The 15,526-nt window shown below is 72.6% G+C and carries 14 protein-coding genes; 5 read left to right on the forward strand and 9 right to left on the reverse strand.

Annotated elements, in window-relative coordinates; all coding sequences use genetic code 11:
• Positions 1-99: 99 nt before the first annotated feature.
• Positions 100-738 carry an FMN-binding negative transcriptional regulator gene (locus ACFVZW_RS26675; protein ID WP_384526072.1) on the reverse strand — a complete coding sequence of 213 codons (639 nt, stop codon included), beginning with the start codon at positions 736-738 and terminating at the stop codon, positions 100-102.
• 10 nt (positions 739-748) lie between these two features.
• Entirely contained in the window at positions 749-1,414 is a 666-nt protein-coding gene (locus ACFVZW_RS26680) for a pyridoxamine 5'-phosphate oxidase family protein (protein WP_384526075.1), read from the reverse strand.
• Positions 1,415-1,449: 35 nt separating this feature from the next.
• Here ACFVZW_RS26680 and ACFVZW_RS26685 point away from each other — a divergent pair, with 35 nt between their 5' ends.
• Positions 1,450-2,781, forward strand: coding sequence for an aminotransferase class I/II-fold pyridoxal phosphate-dependent enzyme (locus tag ACFVZW_RS26685; protein WP_384526078.1), 1,332 nt, complete (start codon positions 1,450-1,452; stop codon positions 2,779-2,781).
• 46 nt (positions 2,782-2,827) lie between these two features.
• Here the strand turns inward: ACFVZW_RS26685 and ACFVZW_RS26690 are convergent, their stop codons facing one another.
• Positions 2,828-3,781, reverse strand: coding sequence for a DMT family transporter (locus tag ACFVZW_RS26690; RefSeq protein WP_384526081.1), 954 nt, complete (start codon positions 3,779-3,781; stop codon positions 2,828-2,830).
• A gap of 74 nt (positions 3,782-3,855) precedes the next feature.
• Here ACFVZW_RS26690 and ACFVZW_RS26695 point away from each other — a divergent pair, with 74 nt between their 5' ends.
• Positions 3,856-4,761 (forward strand): LysR family transcriptional regulator, encoded by a 906-nt coding sequence (locus tag ACFVZW_RS26695; RefSeq protein WP_384526084.1) that lies wholly within the window; start codon positions 3,856-3,858, stop codon positions 4,759-4,761.
• A gap of 102 nt (positions 4,762-4,863) precedes the next feature.
• On the opposite strand, the gene ACFVZW_RS26700 is transcribed toward ACFVZW_RS26695, so the two are convergent.
• Entirely contained in the window at positions 4,864-5,331 is a 468-nt protein-coding gene (locus ACFVZW_RS26700; RefSeq protein ID WP_384526086.1) for a pyridoxamine 5'-phosphate oxidase family protein, read from the reverse strand.
• 111 nt (positions 5,332-5,442) lie between these two features.
• Here ACFVZW_RS26700 and ACFVZW_RS26705 point away from each other — a divergent pair, with 111 nt between their 5' ends.
• Positions 5,443-6,102: a cysteine hydrolase gene (locus tag ACFVZW_RS26705; protein WP_384526089.1), complete on the forward strand. Its 660-nt coding sequence runs from the start codon at positions 5,443-5,445 to the stop codon at positions 6,100-6,102.
• Here the strand turns inward: ACFVZW_RS26705 and ACFVZW_RS26710 are convergent.
• Both ACFVZW_RS26710 and ACFVZW_RS26715 read right to left on the reverse strand, forming a co-directional pair.
• On the reverse strand, positions 6,089-6,505 hold the full coding sequence (locus ACFVZW_RS26710) for a Rieske (2Fe-2S) protein (protein ID WP_384526092.1): 417 nt from the start codon (positions 6,503-6,505) through the stop codon (positions 6,089-6,091). The genes ACFVZW_RS26705 and ACFVZW_RS26710 overlap by 14 nt on opposite strands.
• Before the next feature lie 42 nt (positions 6,506-6,547).
• Positions 6,548-8,887, reverse strand: coding sequence for an alpha-N-acetylglucosaminidase (locus ACFVZW_RS26715; protein ID WP_384526095.1), 2,340 nt, complete (start codon positions 8,885-8,887; stop codon positions 6,548-6,550).
• A 170-nt stretch (positions 8,888-9,057) separates the two neighbouring features.
• On the opposite strand from ACFVZW_RS26715, the gene ACFVZW_RS26720 reads away from it, so the two are divergent.
• Positions 9,058-9,624, forward strand: coding sequence for a Chromate resistance protein ChrB (locus ACFVZW_RS26720; protein ID WP_384526098.1), 567 nt, complete (start codon positions 9,058-9,060; stop codon positions 9,622-9,624).
• Positions 9,621-10,817: an MFS transporter gene (locus ACFVZW_RS26725; protein ID WP_384526101.1), complete on the forward strand. Its 1,197-nt coding sequence runs from the start codon at positions 9,621-9,623 to the stop codon at positions 10,815-10,817. The genes ACFVZW_RS26720 and ACFVZW_RS26725 overlap by 4 nt, the downstream gene beginning before the upstream one ends.
• A 36-nt stretch (positions 10,818-10,853) precedes the next feature.
• On the opposite strand, the gene ACFVZW_RS26730 is transcribed toward ACFVZW_RS26725, so the two are convergent.
• From ACFVZW_RS26730 to ACFVZW_RS26740, 3 genes are all read right to left on the reverse strand, one after another.
• Entirely contained in the window at positions 10,854-11,210 is a 357-nt protein-coding gene (locus ACFVZW_RS26730; RefSeq protein ID WP_384526103.1) for a DUF6193 family natural product biosynthesis protein, read from the reverse strand.
• A gap of 20 nt (positions 11,211-11,230) precedes the next feature.
• Positions 11,231-11,605 (reverse strand): DUF6193 family natural product biosynthesis protein, encoded by a 375-nt coding sequence (locus ACFVZW_RS26735; RefSeq protein WP_384526106.1) that lies wholly within the window; start codon positions 11,603-11,605, stop codon positions 11,231-11,233.
• Positions 11,606-11,615: 10 nt separating this feature from the next.
• A partial coding sequence (locus ACFVZW_RS26740) for an RHS repeat-associated core domain-containing protein (protein WP_384526109.1) occupies positions 11,616-15,526 on the reverse strand: 3,911 nt, incomplete at its 5' end.

Raw genomic sequence — 15,526 nt, forward strand, 5'->3', positions numbered from 1 at the left:
GGGGGGGGGGGGGGGGGCCGCGGGGGGGGGGGGGGGGGGCCCCCGGGCTGGGGGGGGGGGGGGGGGGGGGCGGGGGGGGGTGGCCCCCCGGGCCCGCCCCTACGGGCGTCGACGCACCTGGTGTGCCGCCGCCTCGGCGTCTCCTCGCCCCGCCCTCGACGTCAGGCCCTCCACGATGCGGTCCTGGACCGGCTCCGGCTTGTGGTTCGCGTACTTGAACTTGGCCCGGACCTCCGTCACGTCGAGGCGCAGCACCCGCAGCCCCGACAGGAGGCGGCCGAAGGGAGCCTCGCCCGGCGCGACCGGGTCGGTGCCGCCCCCGGGCTGGAAGTGGGCGACCTGGCGGTTCAGCGACTCCGCCTTCTCCGCCGGGTCGTCGACCACGTGCGCCGTGCAGCGCAGCTGGACCGCGGCGTAGAAGGACGTGGGGGTGCCGTGCTCGGCCGGGGCGCCCTCCGGGGCCGCCCACGGGCCGGGCACGAAGGCGTAGTCGTCGACCACGCTGAGCAGGACCGTGGGGTTCTGCTCCAGGGCCCGCCAGAGCGGGTTGGGGCGGGCGAGGTGGGCCAGGACCTGCCCGTGCGGGCCGGGCTCGGAGTCGTACCGGAAGTGCATCGGTTGCACCCACGGCGGCTCGCCGGGCAGTCCGTTGACGGCGAGCTGGCCGAAGTCGTGGCGGGCCAGCCAGTCGCGCCACTCTCTGTCCTCGTGGGCGGCGTCCCAGGGATGGATCAGCATGGCGCGGCCCTCAGAGGACGGAGAGGTAGGCGGGCAGGGCGATGGCCGGGTCGTGGTCGTCGGCCGGGATCGGCGCGCCGTACGTCTTCCGTACGGGGATCACACCGCTCCAGTGCGGGAGGTTCGCGTCCTCCGGCTCGTCGTTGGGGCCGCCGGTGCGGACCTTGGCGGACACCTCGTCGAGGTCGAGGCGCAGGACGGCGGTGGCCGCGAGCTCCTTGGTGTCGGCGGGGCGGGAGTCCTGGGAGCGGCCCGGCACGACGTGGTCGACCAGGGCGTCGAGGGCGGTGCGCAGTTCCTCGGGGTTGGTGACCTGGTGGGCGGTGCCGTGGACCACGACCGAGCGGTAGTTGATCGAGTGGTGGAAGGCGGACCGGGCCAGGACGAGACCGTCGACGTGGGTCACCGTCAGGCAGACGGGCAGGCCGGGGGCCTCTTCGCCGCCGGTGCCCGCCATGCGGAGCGGGCGCGAGCCGGTGGAGCCGTGGACGTAGAGGCGGTCGCCGATCCGGCCGTAGAGCGTCGGCAGCACGACGGGGGCGCCGTCGCGGACGAAGCCGAGGTGGCAGACGTACGCCTCGTCGAGTATCGAGTGCACCGCCGCACGGTCGTACGAGGCGCGGTGGCGGGAGCGGGTGGGGATGGTCCGCTCGGTCGGCTCGTAGGAATCCGTCATTGCGCTCTCCATTGCACTAGTGCATAATCTGTTTTGTGCTAGGAGAGTATCGGATCGAAGGCCGTCGCGCATCGGAGATCGCCGCCAGTGTCGAGCGCGGGGTGGCGGACGGGGCGCTGGAGGCCGGTCAACTGCTGCCGCCTATGCGGGAGTTGGCGACCACGCTCGGTGTGAACCCGAACACGGTCGCGGCCGCGTACCGGACCCTGCGGGAGCGCGGGGTCATCGAGACGGACGGGCGGCGGGGCAGTCGGGTGCGGCCCAGGCCCGCGACGACGGCCCGCGGGTCGATCCGGGTGGAGGCCCCCGCAGGCGTACGGGACGTCGGCAAGGGCAATCCGGACCCGGCCCTGCTGCCCCCGCTGGGTGAGGCGCTCGCCGAGGCGGCGCGGCGCGAGGCCGAGCGGCCCGGCATGTACGCGGAGGCCCCCGTCGACGAGGGGTTCGCCCGGCTCGCGCGGGCCGCGCTGGACGCCGACGGTGTCCCCGACGGTCCGATCGCGGTCGCCTCCGGGTCGCTCGACGCCATCGAACGGGTGCTGGCCGTCCACCTCAGGGCGGGGGACGCCGTCGCCGTCGAGGACCCGGGCTGGGGGAGCCTGCTCGACCTCGTTCCGGCGCTCGGCCTGCGGGCGGTCCCGATGGCCGTCGACGACGAGGGGCCGCTGCCGGAGGCGGTGGCGGGGGCGCTGCGGGAGGGCGTACGTGCGGTGATCGTCACCGACCGCGCGCAGAACCCGACCGGTGCGGCCATCGGCGCGACCCGCGCCGCCGCCTTGCGCCGGCTCCTCGCCGACCATCCGGACGTGCTGCTCGTCGAGGACGACCACGGCCACGGCATCGTCGATCTGCCGCTGCATCCGCTGGCGGGGGTGACCCGTCACTGGGCCTTCGTGCGCTCGGTGGCCAAGGCGTACGGGCCGGATCTGCGGATCGCCGCGTTCACCGGCGACGCGGAGACCGTCGACCGGGTCCTCGGGCGCCAGCGGCTCGGCCCGGGTTGGGTCAGCAGGCTGCTCCAGCGCACCGTGGCGCACCTGTGGGCGACGGGCGCGGTGGACGCGGCGGCGGTCGCGGGCTCCTACGCGGAGCGGCGCGACGGGCTCGTGCGCGCGCTGCGGCGGCGGGGCGTCGAGGCGCACGGGCGGAGCGGGATGAACGTATGGGTGCCGGTCTCGGACGAGACGGGCGCGGTGACCCGACTGCTCGGCGCGGGCTGGGCGGCGGCCCCGGGCGCCCGCTTCCGTCTGGCGGCGGGCCCGGCCGTCCGGCTGACCGTCTCCGGCCTGACCCCCGCCGACGTCGAGGCCCTGGCCGACGCGGTCGCGGGAGCGGTGGGCCCGGCGCCGGCACGGAGTTACGGCTGACGGGCAGAAGGCCCGGACTCCGCCGGTCCGGGTCACGTGCGGTGCCTTACGGGCGGCTTGCCGTGGCCGCCGGCTCGGGAACGGCCGGCTTGGGCGGCGTGGCGGCCGCGCGGACGACGCTTCGGCCGGAGCGGGGACGGGTCTGGGTGAGGGCCGCGCCTGCCAGGACGATGACGGCGCCCACCGGGGTGTTCCAGCTCAGCTGCTCGTCCAGGAGGGCGACGCCCGCCGCCGTGGCGATGACCGGGATGAAGTACGTGACCATCGCCGCCGTGGTCGGGCCCACCTCGGAGACCACGCCGTACTGCAGCAGCATCGCGTACCCCGTGCCCAGCACCCCCAGGGCGATCACCGCGAGCAGCGGAACGATCTCGATCGACGACGGAAGCGAGGTGAACAGGGGCGTCACCACCGCCAGCTGCAGCGTCGCCAGGCCCACCTGGGACCCGGCGAGGGAGAGGTTCGACGCTCCCGTGCCCGTCAGCGTGCGGCGGACGTAGATCCAGCCCACCGCGTAGCTGAACGAGGCGAGCAGCGCCAGCATCGTGCCCGTGACGTCCAGGCCCGAGAAGCCCTGCCAGACGCCGAGCACCGTCAGCACGCCGATGAACCCGATGCCCAGACCCGCCGCCCGCACCCGCGTCGGACGGTCCTCCGAGAGCGCCACGAGCGACAGGACCATGCCCCACAGCGGCGTCGTGGCGTTGCAGATGCCCGCCAGCGTCGAGGGGATCGTCAGCTCCGCGTACGAGAAGAGCGAGAACGGCAGGGCGTTCAGCAGGAACGCGGCGACCGTCAGGTGAAGCCACGTCCGGCGACCGCGCGGCAAGCGCTCGCGCTTGAGCAGCATGGCGACGGCCAGTACCGCCGTACCGAACAGGAGACGGCCGAAGGTCACCTGGAACGGTGCGAACCCCTCCGTACCGACCTTGATGAAGAGGAAGCTGAAGCCCCAGATCAGGGCCAGCACACCGAAGCGAATCCGCCAATCGACCGTCATGGGATCCAGAGTGACGGCTGCCATCTCGTAGAACAAGCGAGACTAATTGAATCCGTTCCCTTAGCATTGCTTACATGTTGAACCTGGAGCGCTTGCGGACCCTGGACGCCGTCGCACGGCACGGCTCCGTCAGCGGAGCCGCCGACGGACTGCACGTCACCACCTCGGCCGTCTCGCAGCAGCTGTCCAAGCTGGAGCGGGAGATCGGCCAACAGCTGCTCGCCAAGAACGGCCGGGGCGTGCGGCTCACCGACGCCGGACTGCTCCTCGCCGAGCACGCCGCGCGCATCCTCTCCCAGGTCGAGGTCGCGCAGGCCGACATCGAGGCGCAGCGCGGACAGGTCGTGGGAGAGGTCCGCATCGCGGCCTTCCCCACGGTCGCGCGCGGGCTGCTGCCCGGCGCCCTCGTCGCGCTGCGCACCGCCCATCCCGAGCTGCGGGTGAGGACCGCCGAGCTGGAGCCCGAGCAGAGCATCCGCGAGGTGCTGCGCGGCGATGCCGACCTCGCCATCGTCCTCGACTGGAGCAACAAGCGAGCACCCGTGCCCGGCGGGCTGGAGCGGGCCCATCTCCTCGACGACGCCGCGGACGTCGCCATGCCGGCCCACCACCCGCTCGCCGCGCGCGACGAAGTGGACCTCGTGGACTTCGGCGACGAGGAGTGGGTCTCCTGGCCGGAGGGCGAGTTCTGTCACGACTGGCTGATGTTCACCCTGCGCTCGCAGGGCATGGAGCCGCGCATCGCCCACTTCGCGGCGGAGCACCACACCCAGCTCGCGCTGGTCGCCGCGGGGTTCGGTGTCTGTGTCACGCCGCGGCTCGGGCGGGGTCCGACCCCGGAGGGGGTCGCGTTCGTCCCCGTACGGCAGAAGATGCGCCGGCACATCTACGCGACCTGGCGCACCGACGCCGACCGGCGGCCCTCGATCCGGGCGGCGGTCGAGGCGCTCCGGAGCGCGGGGGAGCCCCTGAGCAGCTGACGCGAGGCAGAGACGGGACGAGAGCGGCCGAGCGCCGGACCGCGCCCCTTCAGGCCGGGCACGGTCCCGCGCCCCGCAGAGCGAGCGCGGGACCGCGCCCCCTCAGAGCGTCGCCAGCTTCCGGAAGTCCCACGACGCCACCGCGTCCGGCGTCAGCTTCAGCCAGGCGTGGCGGCCGTCGTGCGGCATCGCGTCAAGGCCGAAGTTCTTCGCGGCGAAGAGCCGTTCGGGAACGTCGAGTTCGGGGCACGGTTCGCCGGTGCGCGGGGCCTCGCCGACGAAGACCGCCGTGCCGGACAGCTCGGCGCCCCGCAGCTCTCCGTACTCCTCCCCGTCGTCCACCACCACCGCGATCCGGGGGTCCGCGCGCAGCTCGGCCCAGCGGCGGCTCCGGGTGATCGAGTAGAGCCAGAGCGAGGTCCCGTCCCAGACGAACCAGAGCGCGCCGACATGCGGGCGGCCGTCGGCCGAGACGGTCGCCACCCGGCAGGTGCGCTGCTCGGTCAGGAAGGTGTCCAGCTCGGCCGGGGTCATCATGATCCGGCGTCCCCGGCGCTGTGCGACGGCCATCGTCCGCCCCCTTCTAAGATTCTGATGGAGTGTCAGAAATCATGAGGGCTCTTCCCTCCTGGGGCAAGGGTGGCTAACCTCGCCCGCCCGGAGTGCGACGCAGGGGGGACCATGACCGGCACACAGCAGTGGGCACAGCTCCAGGAGCAGCTCGACCCGGCAGCCACGGTGCTGCTCACCGTCGAATGCCAGGAGGGCGTCGTGGGGCGGCACAGCGCGCTGCCCGAACTCGCCACCTCCGCCCGCGCGTCGGGCGCCCTCCAGAACGTCGCCCGACTGGTCGCCGCCGCGCACGAGGCCGATGTGCAGGTGGTGCACGCGGTCGCCGAGCGCCGGCCGGACGGCCGCGGCGCCAACAGCAACGCCCGGCTCTTCCGCGCCGCCGCCCGACTCCCCGTACAGCAGCACAGCGGCAGCACCGCCGTCCGGATCGCCGATCCGATCGAGGTCGCCGACCAGGACCTGATCGTGCGACGGCTGCACGGGCTGTCGCCCCTCGCGGGGACCGACGTCGACCCGCTGCTGCGCAACCTCGGCTGCCGCACCCTCGTCGTCACCGGCGTCTCCGCCAACGTGGCCATCCCCAACGCCGTCTTCGACGCGGTCAACCTCGGCTACACCGTGGTCGTACCCGGCGACGCCATCGCGGGGGTGCCGGCCGACTACACCCCCGCGATGATCCGTCACACGCTCGCGCTCGTCTCCACCATCGCCACCACCGAGGAGGTGCTGGGCTGCTGGAAGAGCCCCCGGCGCGTCACGCGAGCGTGATCGAGTCCCCCTCGACCTTGATCGGGGTCGGCGGCAGCGGGGACGTGGCGGGACCGCCCTTCACACTGCCGTCCGACGCGTCGAACAGGCTCTGGTGGCACGGGCACGTGATGACCCCGTCGGCGACCTTGCTGACGGCGCACCCCTGATGGGTGCACTTGGACGAGAACGCCTTGAACTCACCGGCCTTCGGCTGGGTGATCACCACCCCCTGACCGTCCAGCACCTTGCCGCCGCCCACCGGGATGTCCGCGGTCTTCGCCAAGGGCGCGCCCGGCTCCTTCGCGGGGGCCGCCGCGCCACCGCCACCCGAGTCGCCGTCCGCGCCGCATGCGGTGAGTACGGCCACCAGGCCCGCGCCGCCCGCTGCCGAGACCACCGTCCGGCGTGCCACTCCACTCATGTGCTCCCCTTGCCTTTCGATCACATCGAGGCGATCACCCTGTCAGGAGTCAGTACGAGCGGGCGCCCCGAAACGTTCAGCGTTGGACGGCATTGCCAGTGCGGCCTGTACCTCGCCCGCCAGAACGACGGGGTCACCGACGGGCGCCGTCGCGTAGGCCCGGTGTCCGCGGGCCCAGGCGTCGTCGCTCGCGAACCAGTCGATCGCGACCGGATCGGTGCCGTTCACCAGCGCCGTGTCGAGGCTCGCGAAGTACGCCGCCCAGCGCGGCGCGTAGACGTCCTGGACCAGCCCCGCCCACTCGCGATTGGCGTAGTCGCGCAGGCCGCCCGTCTCACTCGGCACCCGGTCGCCCCACGTGGTCAGGATCGAGCGGGCGTCGTACTCCAGCCGGTCCCGCTCGGCGGGATCGGCGCCCCAGGAGCGGGCATCGGCGAGCCACGGACCGAGCAGGAAGCGCCGGTCGGAGCCGACCAGACGCCCGAGCAGCTCCTCGTCGGCGTTCCACTCGCGCACCAGCGCCCGGAAACCCTCCGGATCCTTGGCTTCGTACGCCGCCCTGATGCGCGGCAGAAGGACGCGGCTGCGGTTGGTGAGCGCCTGCCGCGCCACGTCCACGAGATCGAAGCGGTACGCGTCGGTGGTCCGCAGTTCGGGTGCCACCTGGAGCAGCTCCGCGAGCGCCCGCTCCACCGTGGCCGCGCCGTACCGCATGGCGCTCGGACTCCACCGCGCCGCCTTCGTCGCCGTCAGACTCGGCCGCGCGGCGAAGAGGCTGTCCTGCGGCTCGCTCCACGTACCGGTACGCGCGCTGTACGGGCCTTGGCGCAGCTGCTCCCACGCGGCGGCCGCATGCGGGTCGGCGCCGCCGTAGCGCCGGGCGGCGTACCCGGCGAACCACGCCTTCTGGTCGATCGGGTCGGGCTGCCAGGCCAGTTCGGTGAAGAGGCCGAAGGCGGCGGGGTTCCCACCGGTGCCCTCCGGGAGGTAGGCGATGCCGCGCAGCGCGCTGTTCGGCTTGGCCAGCCACGCGTGGAAACGGCTCACCCACGCGCCGGTGTTGGCGCCGAGACTGGTGTGGCCGCCGAAGTTGGGGATCGAACCGAAGGCGTACGGCGTACCACCCCACTGCGTCTCGCGGTCGAGGCCGTCGTAGCGGTCGGAGAGGCCGTCGACGATCAGCACCCTGCCGCGGTCCACGCCGCTCAGGAGGGTCGCGGTCGGGTTCGACTGCCAGCCGAGCATGACCCAGGTGGCGCCGGGATGCGCCGTTTCCAGGGCCCGTTGGACGGCGCCGGCCGCGCTCGGGACGTCGACGGGTCCCGGGGTGCCGCCCTCGTGCAGCAGATCCATCTTGAACATGTCGCTGTCGCCGAACTGCCGCTGCTGGGCGCGGTAGTAGGCGGCGGCCAGCCGGTCGAAGACCGGTCCGGTCGGATCCAGCCAGTCGGGGCGGTCGAACCCCACCCACCTGCCCTGCGGGACGGTCACCGCGCCCGGGTTCCGGGCGGCGAAGTCCGGTGGCACCGTGCCGAAGAAGCCCGGCAGCACCGGCGTCATCCCCAGTGACCGCAGGTGGCCCGCGATCCGGCGCCCCAGCGCGGCACGGGCCTCGATCAACCGCGTGGAGACCGGGCCCGCGAAGCCCGACACGTTCTGCAGCAGCCACCAGGCCTGATGGGCCGGGCCCGGGATCCACTCGCGCAACTCCGCCGCGCTGTAGCCGAACTGCTGGAGGGCCCGGTAGTAGGGGTACTCGGCCCCGGTCGGGACGAAGACCTCGTTCACGCCGTGCAGCGCCATCAGATCGATCTGGTGCCGGTACGAGGCGAAGTCGCGGTAGGCGCCGGAGTAGCCCTCGTCGGTGTCGTTCAGGGCGTAGCGGTGGGGCACGGTCGCCGAGCGGGTGACGGTGCCGGTGACCGCGGGGAGCGTGGCGGGGAGCCGGCCGAGGCTGTCGCCGGGCCACCCGATGTCGACCCCGGCGATCCGCTCCAGATACCAGCCCACTCCCCTGAGCAGCGTGGCCGGCGAAGTGCCCTGCACACGGATCGCTCCGGGCGTCCCGGAGACCGTGAAGAAGTCGCCGGAGGCCGGCCGCTCGACCGCCAGCAGGGTGAACTGCGCGGCCCGGGAGGACAGCAGGCGCTCCAGGCTCGCCCGGGCGGGCGCCGGGTCGAAGGCAGGGGCGCCGGCGGGGGCGTTCGCGAGGGGGCCGGCGAGGGTGCTCGCGGATGCCGACGGCGCCGAGGCCGAGGAGCCGGTGGGCGCGTGCACGGCGGCCATCGAGGGGGTGGGGGCCGGCACCCACAGCGCGCCGGTCGTCGCCAGCGCGAGTGCGGCCAGCGCCCGGCGGCATCGAAGGACCAGGTCAGTGCCCATCTGGCTCCCTGCTCGGAGTGATCGTCGAATGGTGCGATCACTGTCCGCCGACCGGCGGCGCCGCGGCCGCAGGCGGAGCCGAGGACACCGCGGCGCTCATCCTTGCGGGTGCACGGGAGGGAGAGCCGGCTCGCACAGCGCTGGTTGTAACGGCTGCTACGTTCCCGGCTGTGACTGTCGACGATCCGCACATGGCGTGGCTGGTCCTCGTCCTCAAGGTGCCCGCCGATCCGTCCCGGCACCGCGTGGCGGTCTGGCGCGAGCTGCGCAAGGCCGGTGCGCTCTCCTTGGGGCAGGGCGTCTGGGCGGTACCGGACGTGCCCGTCTTCGCCGACGGTGTGCGGCGCGCCGTCGATCTGACGAACACCGCAGGCGGCCGGGCCGTGACCCTGCGGGCGGCCGGGCTCTCGGACGAGGACGCGTCGGGGTTCGAGGCGATGTTCACGGCGGCCCGTAGCGCCGACTGGGCCGAATTCCTCGCCGACTGCGGCAAGTTCGAGGAAGAGATCGCCAAGGAGACCCGGATCGGCAAGTTCACCCTCGCCGAGCTGGAGGAGGAAGAGCAGAGCCTGGAGCGGCTGCGCCGCTGGCACCGGGACCTGACGGCCCGCGACGTCTTCGGCGCCCCCGCGGCTCCCCGGGCCGCCGAGCGCCTCAAGCAGTGCGTGGCGGTCTGCGAGGACTACGCCGAGCGCGTCCTCGCCGCCCTGCACGGCAGTCAGGTGGACCAGGCATGAGCGCCGCCCCCCGCGCCACCGGCCAGGCCCCCGCGCCGAAGCGGTCCATGTGGCCCCTGTACGCGGCCGGATTCACCACCGCGTTCGGCGCCCACGGCATCGCGGCCAACCTCGGCGGCTTCTCCGACGACGCCGTCACCTCACTGCTCGTCCTCGGTGGCCTGCTCGCCCTGTACGACGGCGCCGAGGTCGTCCTCAAGCCCGTCTTCGGCTCGCTGGCCGACCGTATCGGAGCCAAGCCCGTGTTGCTCGGCGGCCTGATCGCGTTCGCCGCCGCCTCCGCGCTGTACGCGATCGCCGACAGTCCAGGGTGGCTGTGGGCCGCGCGGCTCGGCCAGGGCGCCGCCGCCTCCGCGTTCTCCCCCTCGGCCTCCGCGCTCGTCGCCCGCCTCAATCCGGCCGCCAAGCGCGGTCGCGCCTTCGGCAGTTACGGCTTCCACAAGTCCATCGGCTACACCCTCGGGCCCCTCCTGGGCGGCCTCCTGGTCTGGGCGGGTGGGCTGCGCCTGCTGTTCACCGTCCTCGCCGTGCTCGGTCTCGCCGTCGCCGTGTGGGCCGCGGTGGCCGTACCCGCCGTACCGCCGCTGCCCAAGCAGCGGCAGACCCTCGCCGACCTGGCACGCCGCCTGGCCGACCGCTCCTTCCTCGCGCCCACCGCGGCCCTGGCCGCGGCCACCGCCGCCCTCTCGGTCGGCGTGGGGTTCCTGCCCGTCTCGGGAGCCGCCGCTGGACTCGGCACCGTGGCCACCGGAGCGGCCGTCTCCGTCCTGGCCGCGTCCGCCGCAGTCGTCCAGCCGTACGCGGGACGCGCCCTGGACGCCGGGCGCATCACCGTACGGGGCGGGCTCGCCACCGGTCTCGGCCTCACGGCCGTCGGCCTCCTCTGCGCGATGCTGCCCGGCATGCCGGGCGTCCTCACCGCGGCGGTCCTCGTCGGGGCGGGCTCGGGGCTGATCACCCCGCTCGGCTTCACGGCGCTCGCCAGCGGCACGCCCGAGGAGCGGATGGGCCAGACCATGGGCTCGGCCGAACTCGGCCGCGAACTCGGCGATGCCGGAGGCCCGCTCCTCGTCGCCGCGGTCGCCACGGCCTCCACCCTCACCTACGGCTTCGCCGCCCTTGCCGCGCTCGTGCTCGTCGTCCCTCTTCTGTCCTTGCGGACGGGCGGCCGGACGGTGCCGGCACCCGACTGACCGCCGGGCACACGGGAGTGTCGCGACCGCTGTCCGTCACAGGTCGTCCGGGGTTCCGTCGATGGCCGGCCCGCAGTCGTCGGGCAGGTTGGCCACGATGAGCCCGACGGCTTCCTCCACGGTGTCCGGTTCGCCGAGCACCTTCTGGTCCGAGTGCCGGAACACATGGAATCCGCCGGGACGAGGGAACAGGGCAGCCACGTCGTGGGTCCATGGGTATTGCGTGCACCGGCTGAGGTACAGCGCTCCGTGGCTGACCATCGGAAACAACTCGCGCAGACTGGGATGCGCGTGAGTCGCATGCGGGATCGCGGGATCGATGTGTCGTGCGCTCAGCTGGAGGATCCGCTGCCATTCCGTGGCCACGATCTCCCCGGCCTCACGCGGGCCCATGGAGGTCCTCTCGCTGTCGGTCAGAGGCCCTTGGCCGATCCTAGGACAGCGGGGCCGCTGTCATCGGGCAAAAAGCGAACAACCAGCTCGAACGCCTCCTCCAGGGTCTCCGCCCTGCCAAGGGTCCCCACGCCCTTGGGGCCGCGTACCCAGAACCGTCCGTCGTCTCCTCGCGGGTAGACCTGGCCGCCGACGTGGACGGCCGGCATTCCGGTGCAGCCACTGAAGTACATGACTCCGTGACTGACCAAGGGGAAGAGCTGTCGCAGCCGTGGCTGTGCATGAGCCGCGCGGACGGTCTCCACGTCGATCAGGTCCTGATCCCCTCCGAGGAGATATCGCCATTCCTCGGCCACGATCTCCGCGGCATTCCGTGCGTCACCGTTGTCCGTCATGGCCTTGCTCTCACCTCAAGTGCTTCGGAAGCTTCGAAAGGTCGGGCTTGATTTCCGGGATATCCGGCTTGGGAACCTCGATCCTCTCATTGTTCGAGTACCAGTGGATCTCCTCCCAGGGGCGGCCGAGGCGGTCCTCCTCCGCCTCCCTCCAGGCCGTGTCCCCGTCATACTGCCGCACCGCCATGGCGACCAGGCTCATCTCCCACGCAGTTCCGCCCACACCCGCGGGCGGATAGTTGTCCTCATGCCTATTGTTGAACTGGGCACCGAACACCGCCGCTTCCCGGAAGGCCTCCACGATGGTTTCCGGAGTGTTCCAATTGCCGACCTCTCCGCGACTGTTCGGCATACCGTCCAACGTGATGGACAGAGTCGTTTCCCGGTCGCCCACCGCGGCACCGACATTGGTCATCCAATCCGGCGGCGTGCCGTACTTGTAGTCGTCGCCGTTGTACGTGTGCGCTCCCGGATCCCTCTCCCGGTTCGGGTCGTGATCCGGATCACTGGGGTCGTTGCGCAGATACCGGGCCAGCTCATTCGACGCATATGTAGGTGGCCGGTTCGGCCCGAGGACGACACTGTGCCGGGGCTTGTTCGCACCCGTGTGCGGGCAACCCGCCAGCCCCAGCGGGTCGATCCACCGCGTCGGGTTCTCCACGTACGCCACCGCGTTCGGTGCCGGGACCAGGCCCAAGGGGTCCGGGGAGACGTAGCGGCCCGAGGCGGGGTCGTAGTGGCGGTGGCGGTTGTAGTGGAGCTGGGACTCGGGGTCGAAGTACTGGCCGGGGAAGCGCAGCGGGGTGTACGCGGTGGCGTCGCGGTTCCAGGTGGTGGTGCCCCACAGGGTGGCGCGGGTGCGCCAGGCGATGTCGCCGGACTCGTCGACGAGTTCGCGCGGGGTGCCGACCAGGTCCGTGACGATCGCGAAGAAGCGACGGTCGACCTCCGCGCTGTCCAGGAACCGGCGCTCGACCTGGGCGATCGGCTTGGGGCCGTCGTGGTCCCAGGTGAGCGCGACGCTCTCCGCCGTGCCCGGGACGCGGGTCGTCTGCTCGCAGAGGGCGTCGCCGTCCCAGGTGAAGAGGGTCTCCTCGACGACCGTGACCCCGTCGTCCGCGAGCCGCCGTTTGGCGACCCGGCGGCCCAGCGCGTCGTACAGGTACCGCCAGCGGGTGCCGTCCGGGGTGGTGACCGCGATCAGCCGGTCCTCGGCGTCCCAGTCGTAGCGCCAGGTGTCCGGCTTTCGGGAGAGCCGGGCCTTCTGGCGCAGCACCACGCGGCCCTGCGCGTCGTGCTCGTAACGGATCGCGCCGGCCCGGCCGATGCGGGTGCCCGCGTACTCCCGGGAGCCTTCGGCCGTCCCGGCGCCGGGCCAGGAGGCATGCGTCTGGTTGCCGGCCTCGTCGTAGGCGTACCGCTCGGTCCAGTTCTCGGCCGTGACGCCGGTGACCCGTCCCTCTCCGGTCAGTTCGAGCTGCCGGCGGCCGGCCAGGCGGTCGTCGACGGCGGTGAGGTGGCCGTCCGGGCGATAGGCGTACGTCCGCTCCTGGACGGTCCGCGCTCCGGCGCCCCGGATGTGCTGCCCGGTGAGTCGGCCCACGGCGTCGTAGACGTGGTCCATGGTGAGCGTCGTGCCGACGCGCCGGGTGAGCTCCCGGCCGGTCTCGTCGAACTCGAAGTCGACCTGGTAGCCCGAGGTGTCCAGGCGGGCGTGGGAGTCCGCCGGGTACGACCAGGAGCTGACCGCTCCGGAGGGCGTGGTGCGGCGGACGCGACGGCCGACCTCGTCGTACGTGTGAGTGAGGCTCCGGCCGTCGACCGTCTCCTGGAGCACCCGGCCCGAGATGTCGCGGAGGTACGTCAGCTCCGTGTCGGGGCCACTGGCACCGGCCAGGTGGCCGTGGGCGTCGTAGGTGAAGCGGGTGATCGCACCGTCGGCGTCCTTCAGGACCAGCCGTCCGTCGGCGTCCCGCTCGTAACGGACCGTCTGCCCCGCCCCGTTGGTCCGTGACGCGAGCCGTCCGAGGGCGTCGTGGGTGTAGCTGAGCGAGCGTCCGTCGAAGTCGGTCTCCGCGGTCAGCAGGCCGGCCTGGTCGTAGGTGTAGGACCAGGTGAGCCCCTGCGGGTTCGTGACGCGCGTGATGCGCAGTTCGGTGTCGTGGGCGAACTCGTGGCGTGCTCCGTCCGGTGTCGTCCGGGCGGAGACCAGGTCGAAGTGGGTGTATTCGAAGCGGGTCTCGCCGCCCATGGCGTCGGTGTGCAGGACGCAGTTGCCCTCGCCGTCGTACGACCAGGCCTGGGTGGCCCCGTCGGGGTCGGTCCGCCGGGCGAGCAGGCCCTCGACGGTCCACTCCAGTTCGGTGCTGTGGCCCCGTGGGTCGGTGATCCGCACGGGTCGGCCGAAGGCGTCGCGGACGTAGCGGGTGACCCCGCCGTGCTGGCCACGCACCGCGAGCGGGAGGCCCGCCGGGTCGTTCTCCACCCGGTCCACGGCGCCCAGCGAGTCGTCGACGCCGGTGAGGCGGCCACGCGCGTCGTAGGTGAGCCGGGTCGTCGTCCCGTTGGGGCGGGTGAACAGGACCGGGTTGCCGTCCTCGTCGTACTCCTGTCGGGACACCGAACCGTCCGGACCGGTGACGACCGTGATCTGGTTCTGCTCGTTGTACTCGACGCCGGCCGAGGTGCCGTCCGGGTGCGCGATGCCGGTGAGGTTGCCGCGCTCGTCGTGGCTGTACGTGGTGGTCCGGCCGGCCGGATCGGTGCGGGACAGCAGCCGGTCGTAGCGGTCCCACGTCTGACGGACCGTGTTGCCCAGCGAGTCCGTCACGGACACGACCTGGAGATGGCCGTTGAGGACGTAGACCTTGGACGCGCCGGTGGAGTCCGTGAAGCGGGTCATCCGGTCGCCGGTGGCGGGATGGACGTCGTAGGAGAACGTCGACGACAGGTAGCCGTCCGGACCGATCGTGCGGGCGACGCGGCCGTCGGCGTCGTACACGTACCGGAACGTGGAGCCGTTGCGGTCGGTCCACGAGGTGATGCGGCCGTCCGGGTCGTAGCCGAAGCGCAGCGGCAGGTCCGAGGAGTTGACGACCTCGGTGAGTCGGCCCAGCTCGTCGTAGCCGTAGCGCATCACCGTCCGAGGGCCCTCGGGAGCGCGCAGGGCGAGCTCGCGCAGCCTGCCGTCCTCGGACGCGATCGTCGCCAGGTAGCCACCGGAGTGGGACACCGCGGTGGGCGTGCCGTCGCCGCGGCGGGAGATGGTGATCCGGTTGTGGGTACGGTCCTCGATCGCGGTGAGCCAGTACGCGGAGGACTCGCGGTACGGGCTGCCGGTGAAGGTACGGGTCACACCGGTGCGCGGGTCGGTGACGAGGTACGTGATCTCCCCGTTCTCCTCGCCGCCGTGGCGGAGGGCCAACCGGGGACCCTCCACGGCAAGGACCGGATCCACGGCCCCGGGGCCGGGGAGCGCCGGGAACCAGAGGATCGATCCGTCCTCGCGGGCCCAGAAGGCACCCTGGCCCGAAGGGTCGAGCTCCATCCGCTCGTCGAGCGTGGAGGCCCAACTGGGCCCGAACCAATGACCGTGGCGGTAGGTCGAGAGGTGGGTGCGGCGCAGGACCAGGGGCAGGACGCCGGCGAGGGACAGGTCGACCTGCTCCAGAGTCATCTCACCGGAGGCGATGTCGACGGGGTCGCCCTCGCAGGTGCGGTCGCCCATCTCGACGCCCTTGCCGCGCGGGTCGGACTTGGTGTCCTTCAGGGAGTCCGGCTTCAGGTGTCCGTCGGTGCGCGGGCCCTTGCTGTTCGGCCCGCCGCGGTCCTTGCCGTCTTTGCCGTCGTCTTGCTTGCGTTGGCGGGCGAGGCGGTCGCGGGTGTCGTCGTCGTTGTTCTTGTGGTCCTTGGATATCTGTT

Source organism: Streptomyces sp. NPDC059567 (assembly GCF_042735655.1).
In the GTDB taxonomy this organism is placed as follows: Bacteria; Actinomycetota; Actinomycetes; order Streptomycetales; family Streptomycetaceae; genus Streptomyces.

Bases quoted from the DNA above. Each gene is read 5' to 3' on its own strand.
- ACFVZW_RS26705 (WP_384526089.1), top strand. From the start codon at position 5,443: ATGACCGGCACACAGCAGTGGGCACAGCTCCAGGAGCAGCTCGACCCG.
- ACFVZW_RS26700 (WP_384526086.1), bottom strand. From the start codon at position 5,331: ATGGCCGTCGCACAGCGCCGGGGACGCCGGATCATGATGACCCCGGCC.
- ACFVZW_RS26725 (WP_384526101.1), top strand. From the start codon at position 9,621: ATGAGCGCCGCCCCCCGCGCCACCGGCCAGGCCCCCGCGCCGAAGCGG.
- ACFVZW_RS26735 (WP_384526106.1), bottom strand. From the start codon at position 11,605: ATGACGGACAACGGTGACGCACGGAATGCCGCGGAGATCGTGGCCGAG.
- ACFVZW_RS26675 (WP_384526072.1), bottom strand. From the start codon at position 738: ATGCTGATCCATCCCTGGGACGCCGCCCACGAGGACAGAGAGTGGCGC.
- ACFVZW_RS26730 (WP_384526103.1), bottom strand. From the start codon at position 11,210: ATGGGCCCGCGTGAGGCCGGGGAGATCGTGGCCACGGAATGGCAGCGG.
- ACFVZW_RS26690 (WP_384526081.1), bottom strand. From the start codon at position 3,781: ATGACGGTCGATTGGCGGATTCGCTTCGGTGTGCTGGCCCTGATCTGG.
- ACFVZW_RS26680 (WP_384526075.1), bottom strand. From the start codon at position 1,414: ATGACGGATTCCTACGAGCCGACCGAGCGGACCATCCCCACCCGCTCC.
- ACFVZW_RS26710 (WP_384526092.1), bottom strand. From the start codon at position 6,505: ATGAGTGGAGTGGCACGCCGGACGGTGGTCTCGGCAGCGGGCGGCGCG.
- ACFVZW_RS26715 (WP_384526095.1), bottom strand. From the start codon at position 8,887: ATGGGCACTGACCTGGTCCTTCGATGCCGCCGGGCGCTGGCCGCACTC.
- ACFVZW_RS26695 (WP_384526084.1), top strand. From the start codon at position 3,856: ATGTTGAACCTGGAGCGCTTGCGGACCCTGGACGCCGTCGCACGGCAC.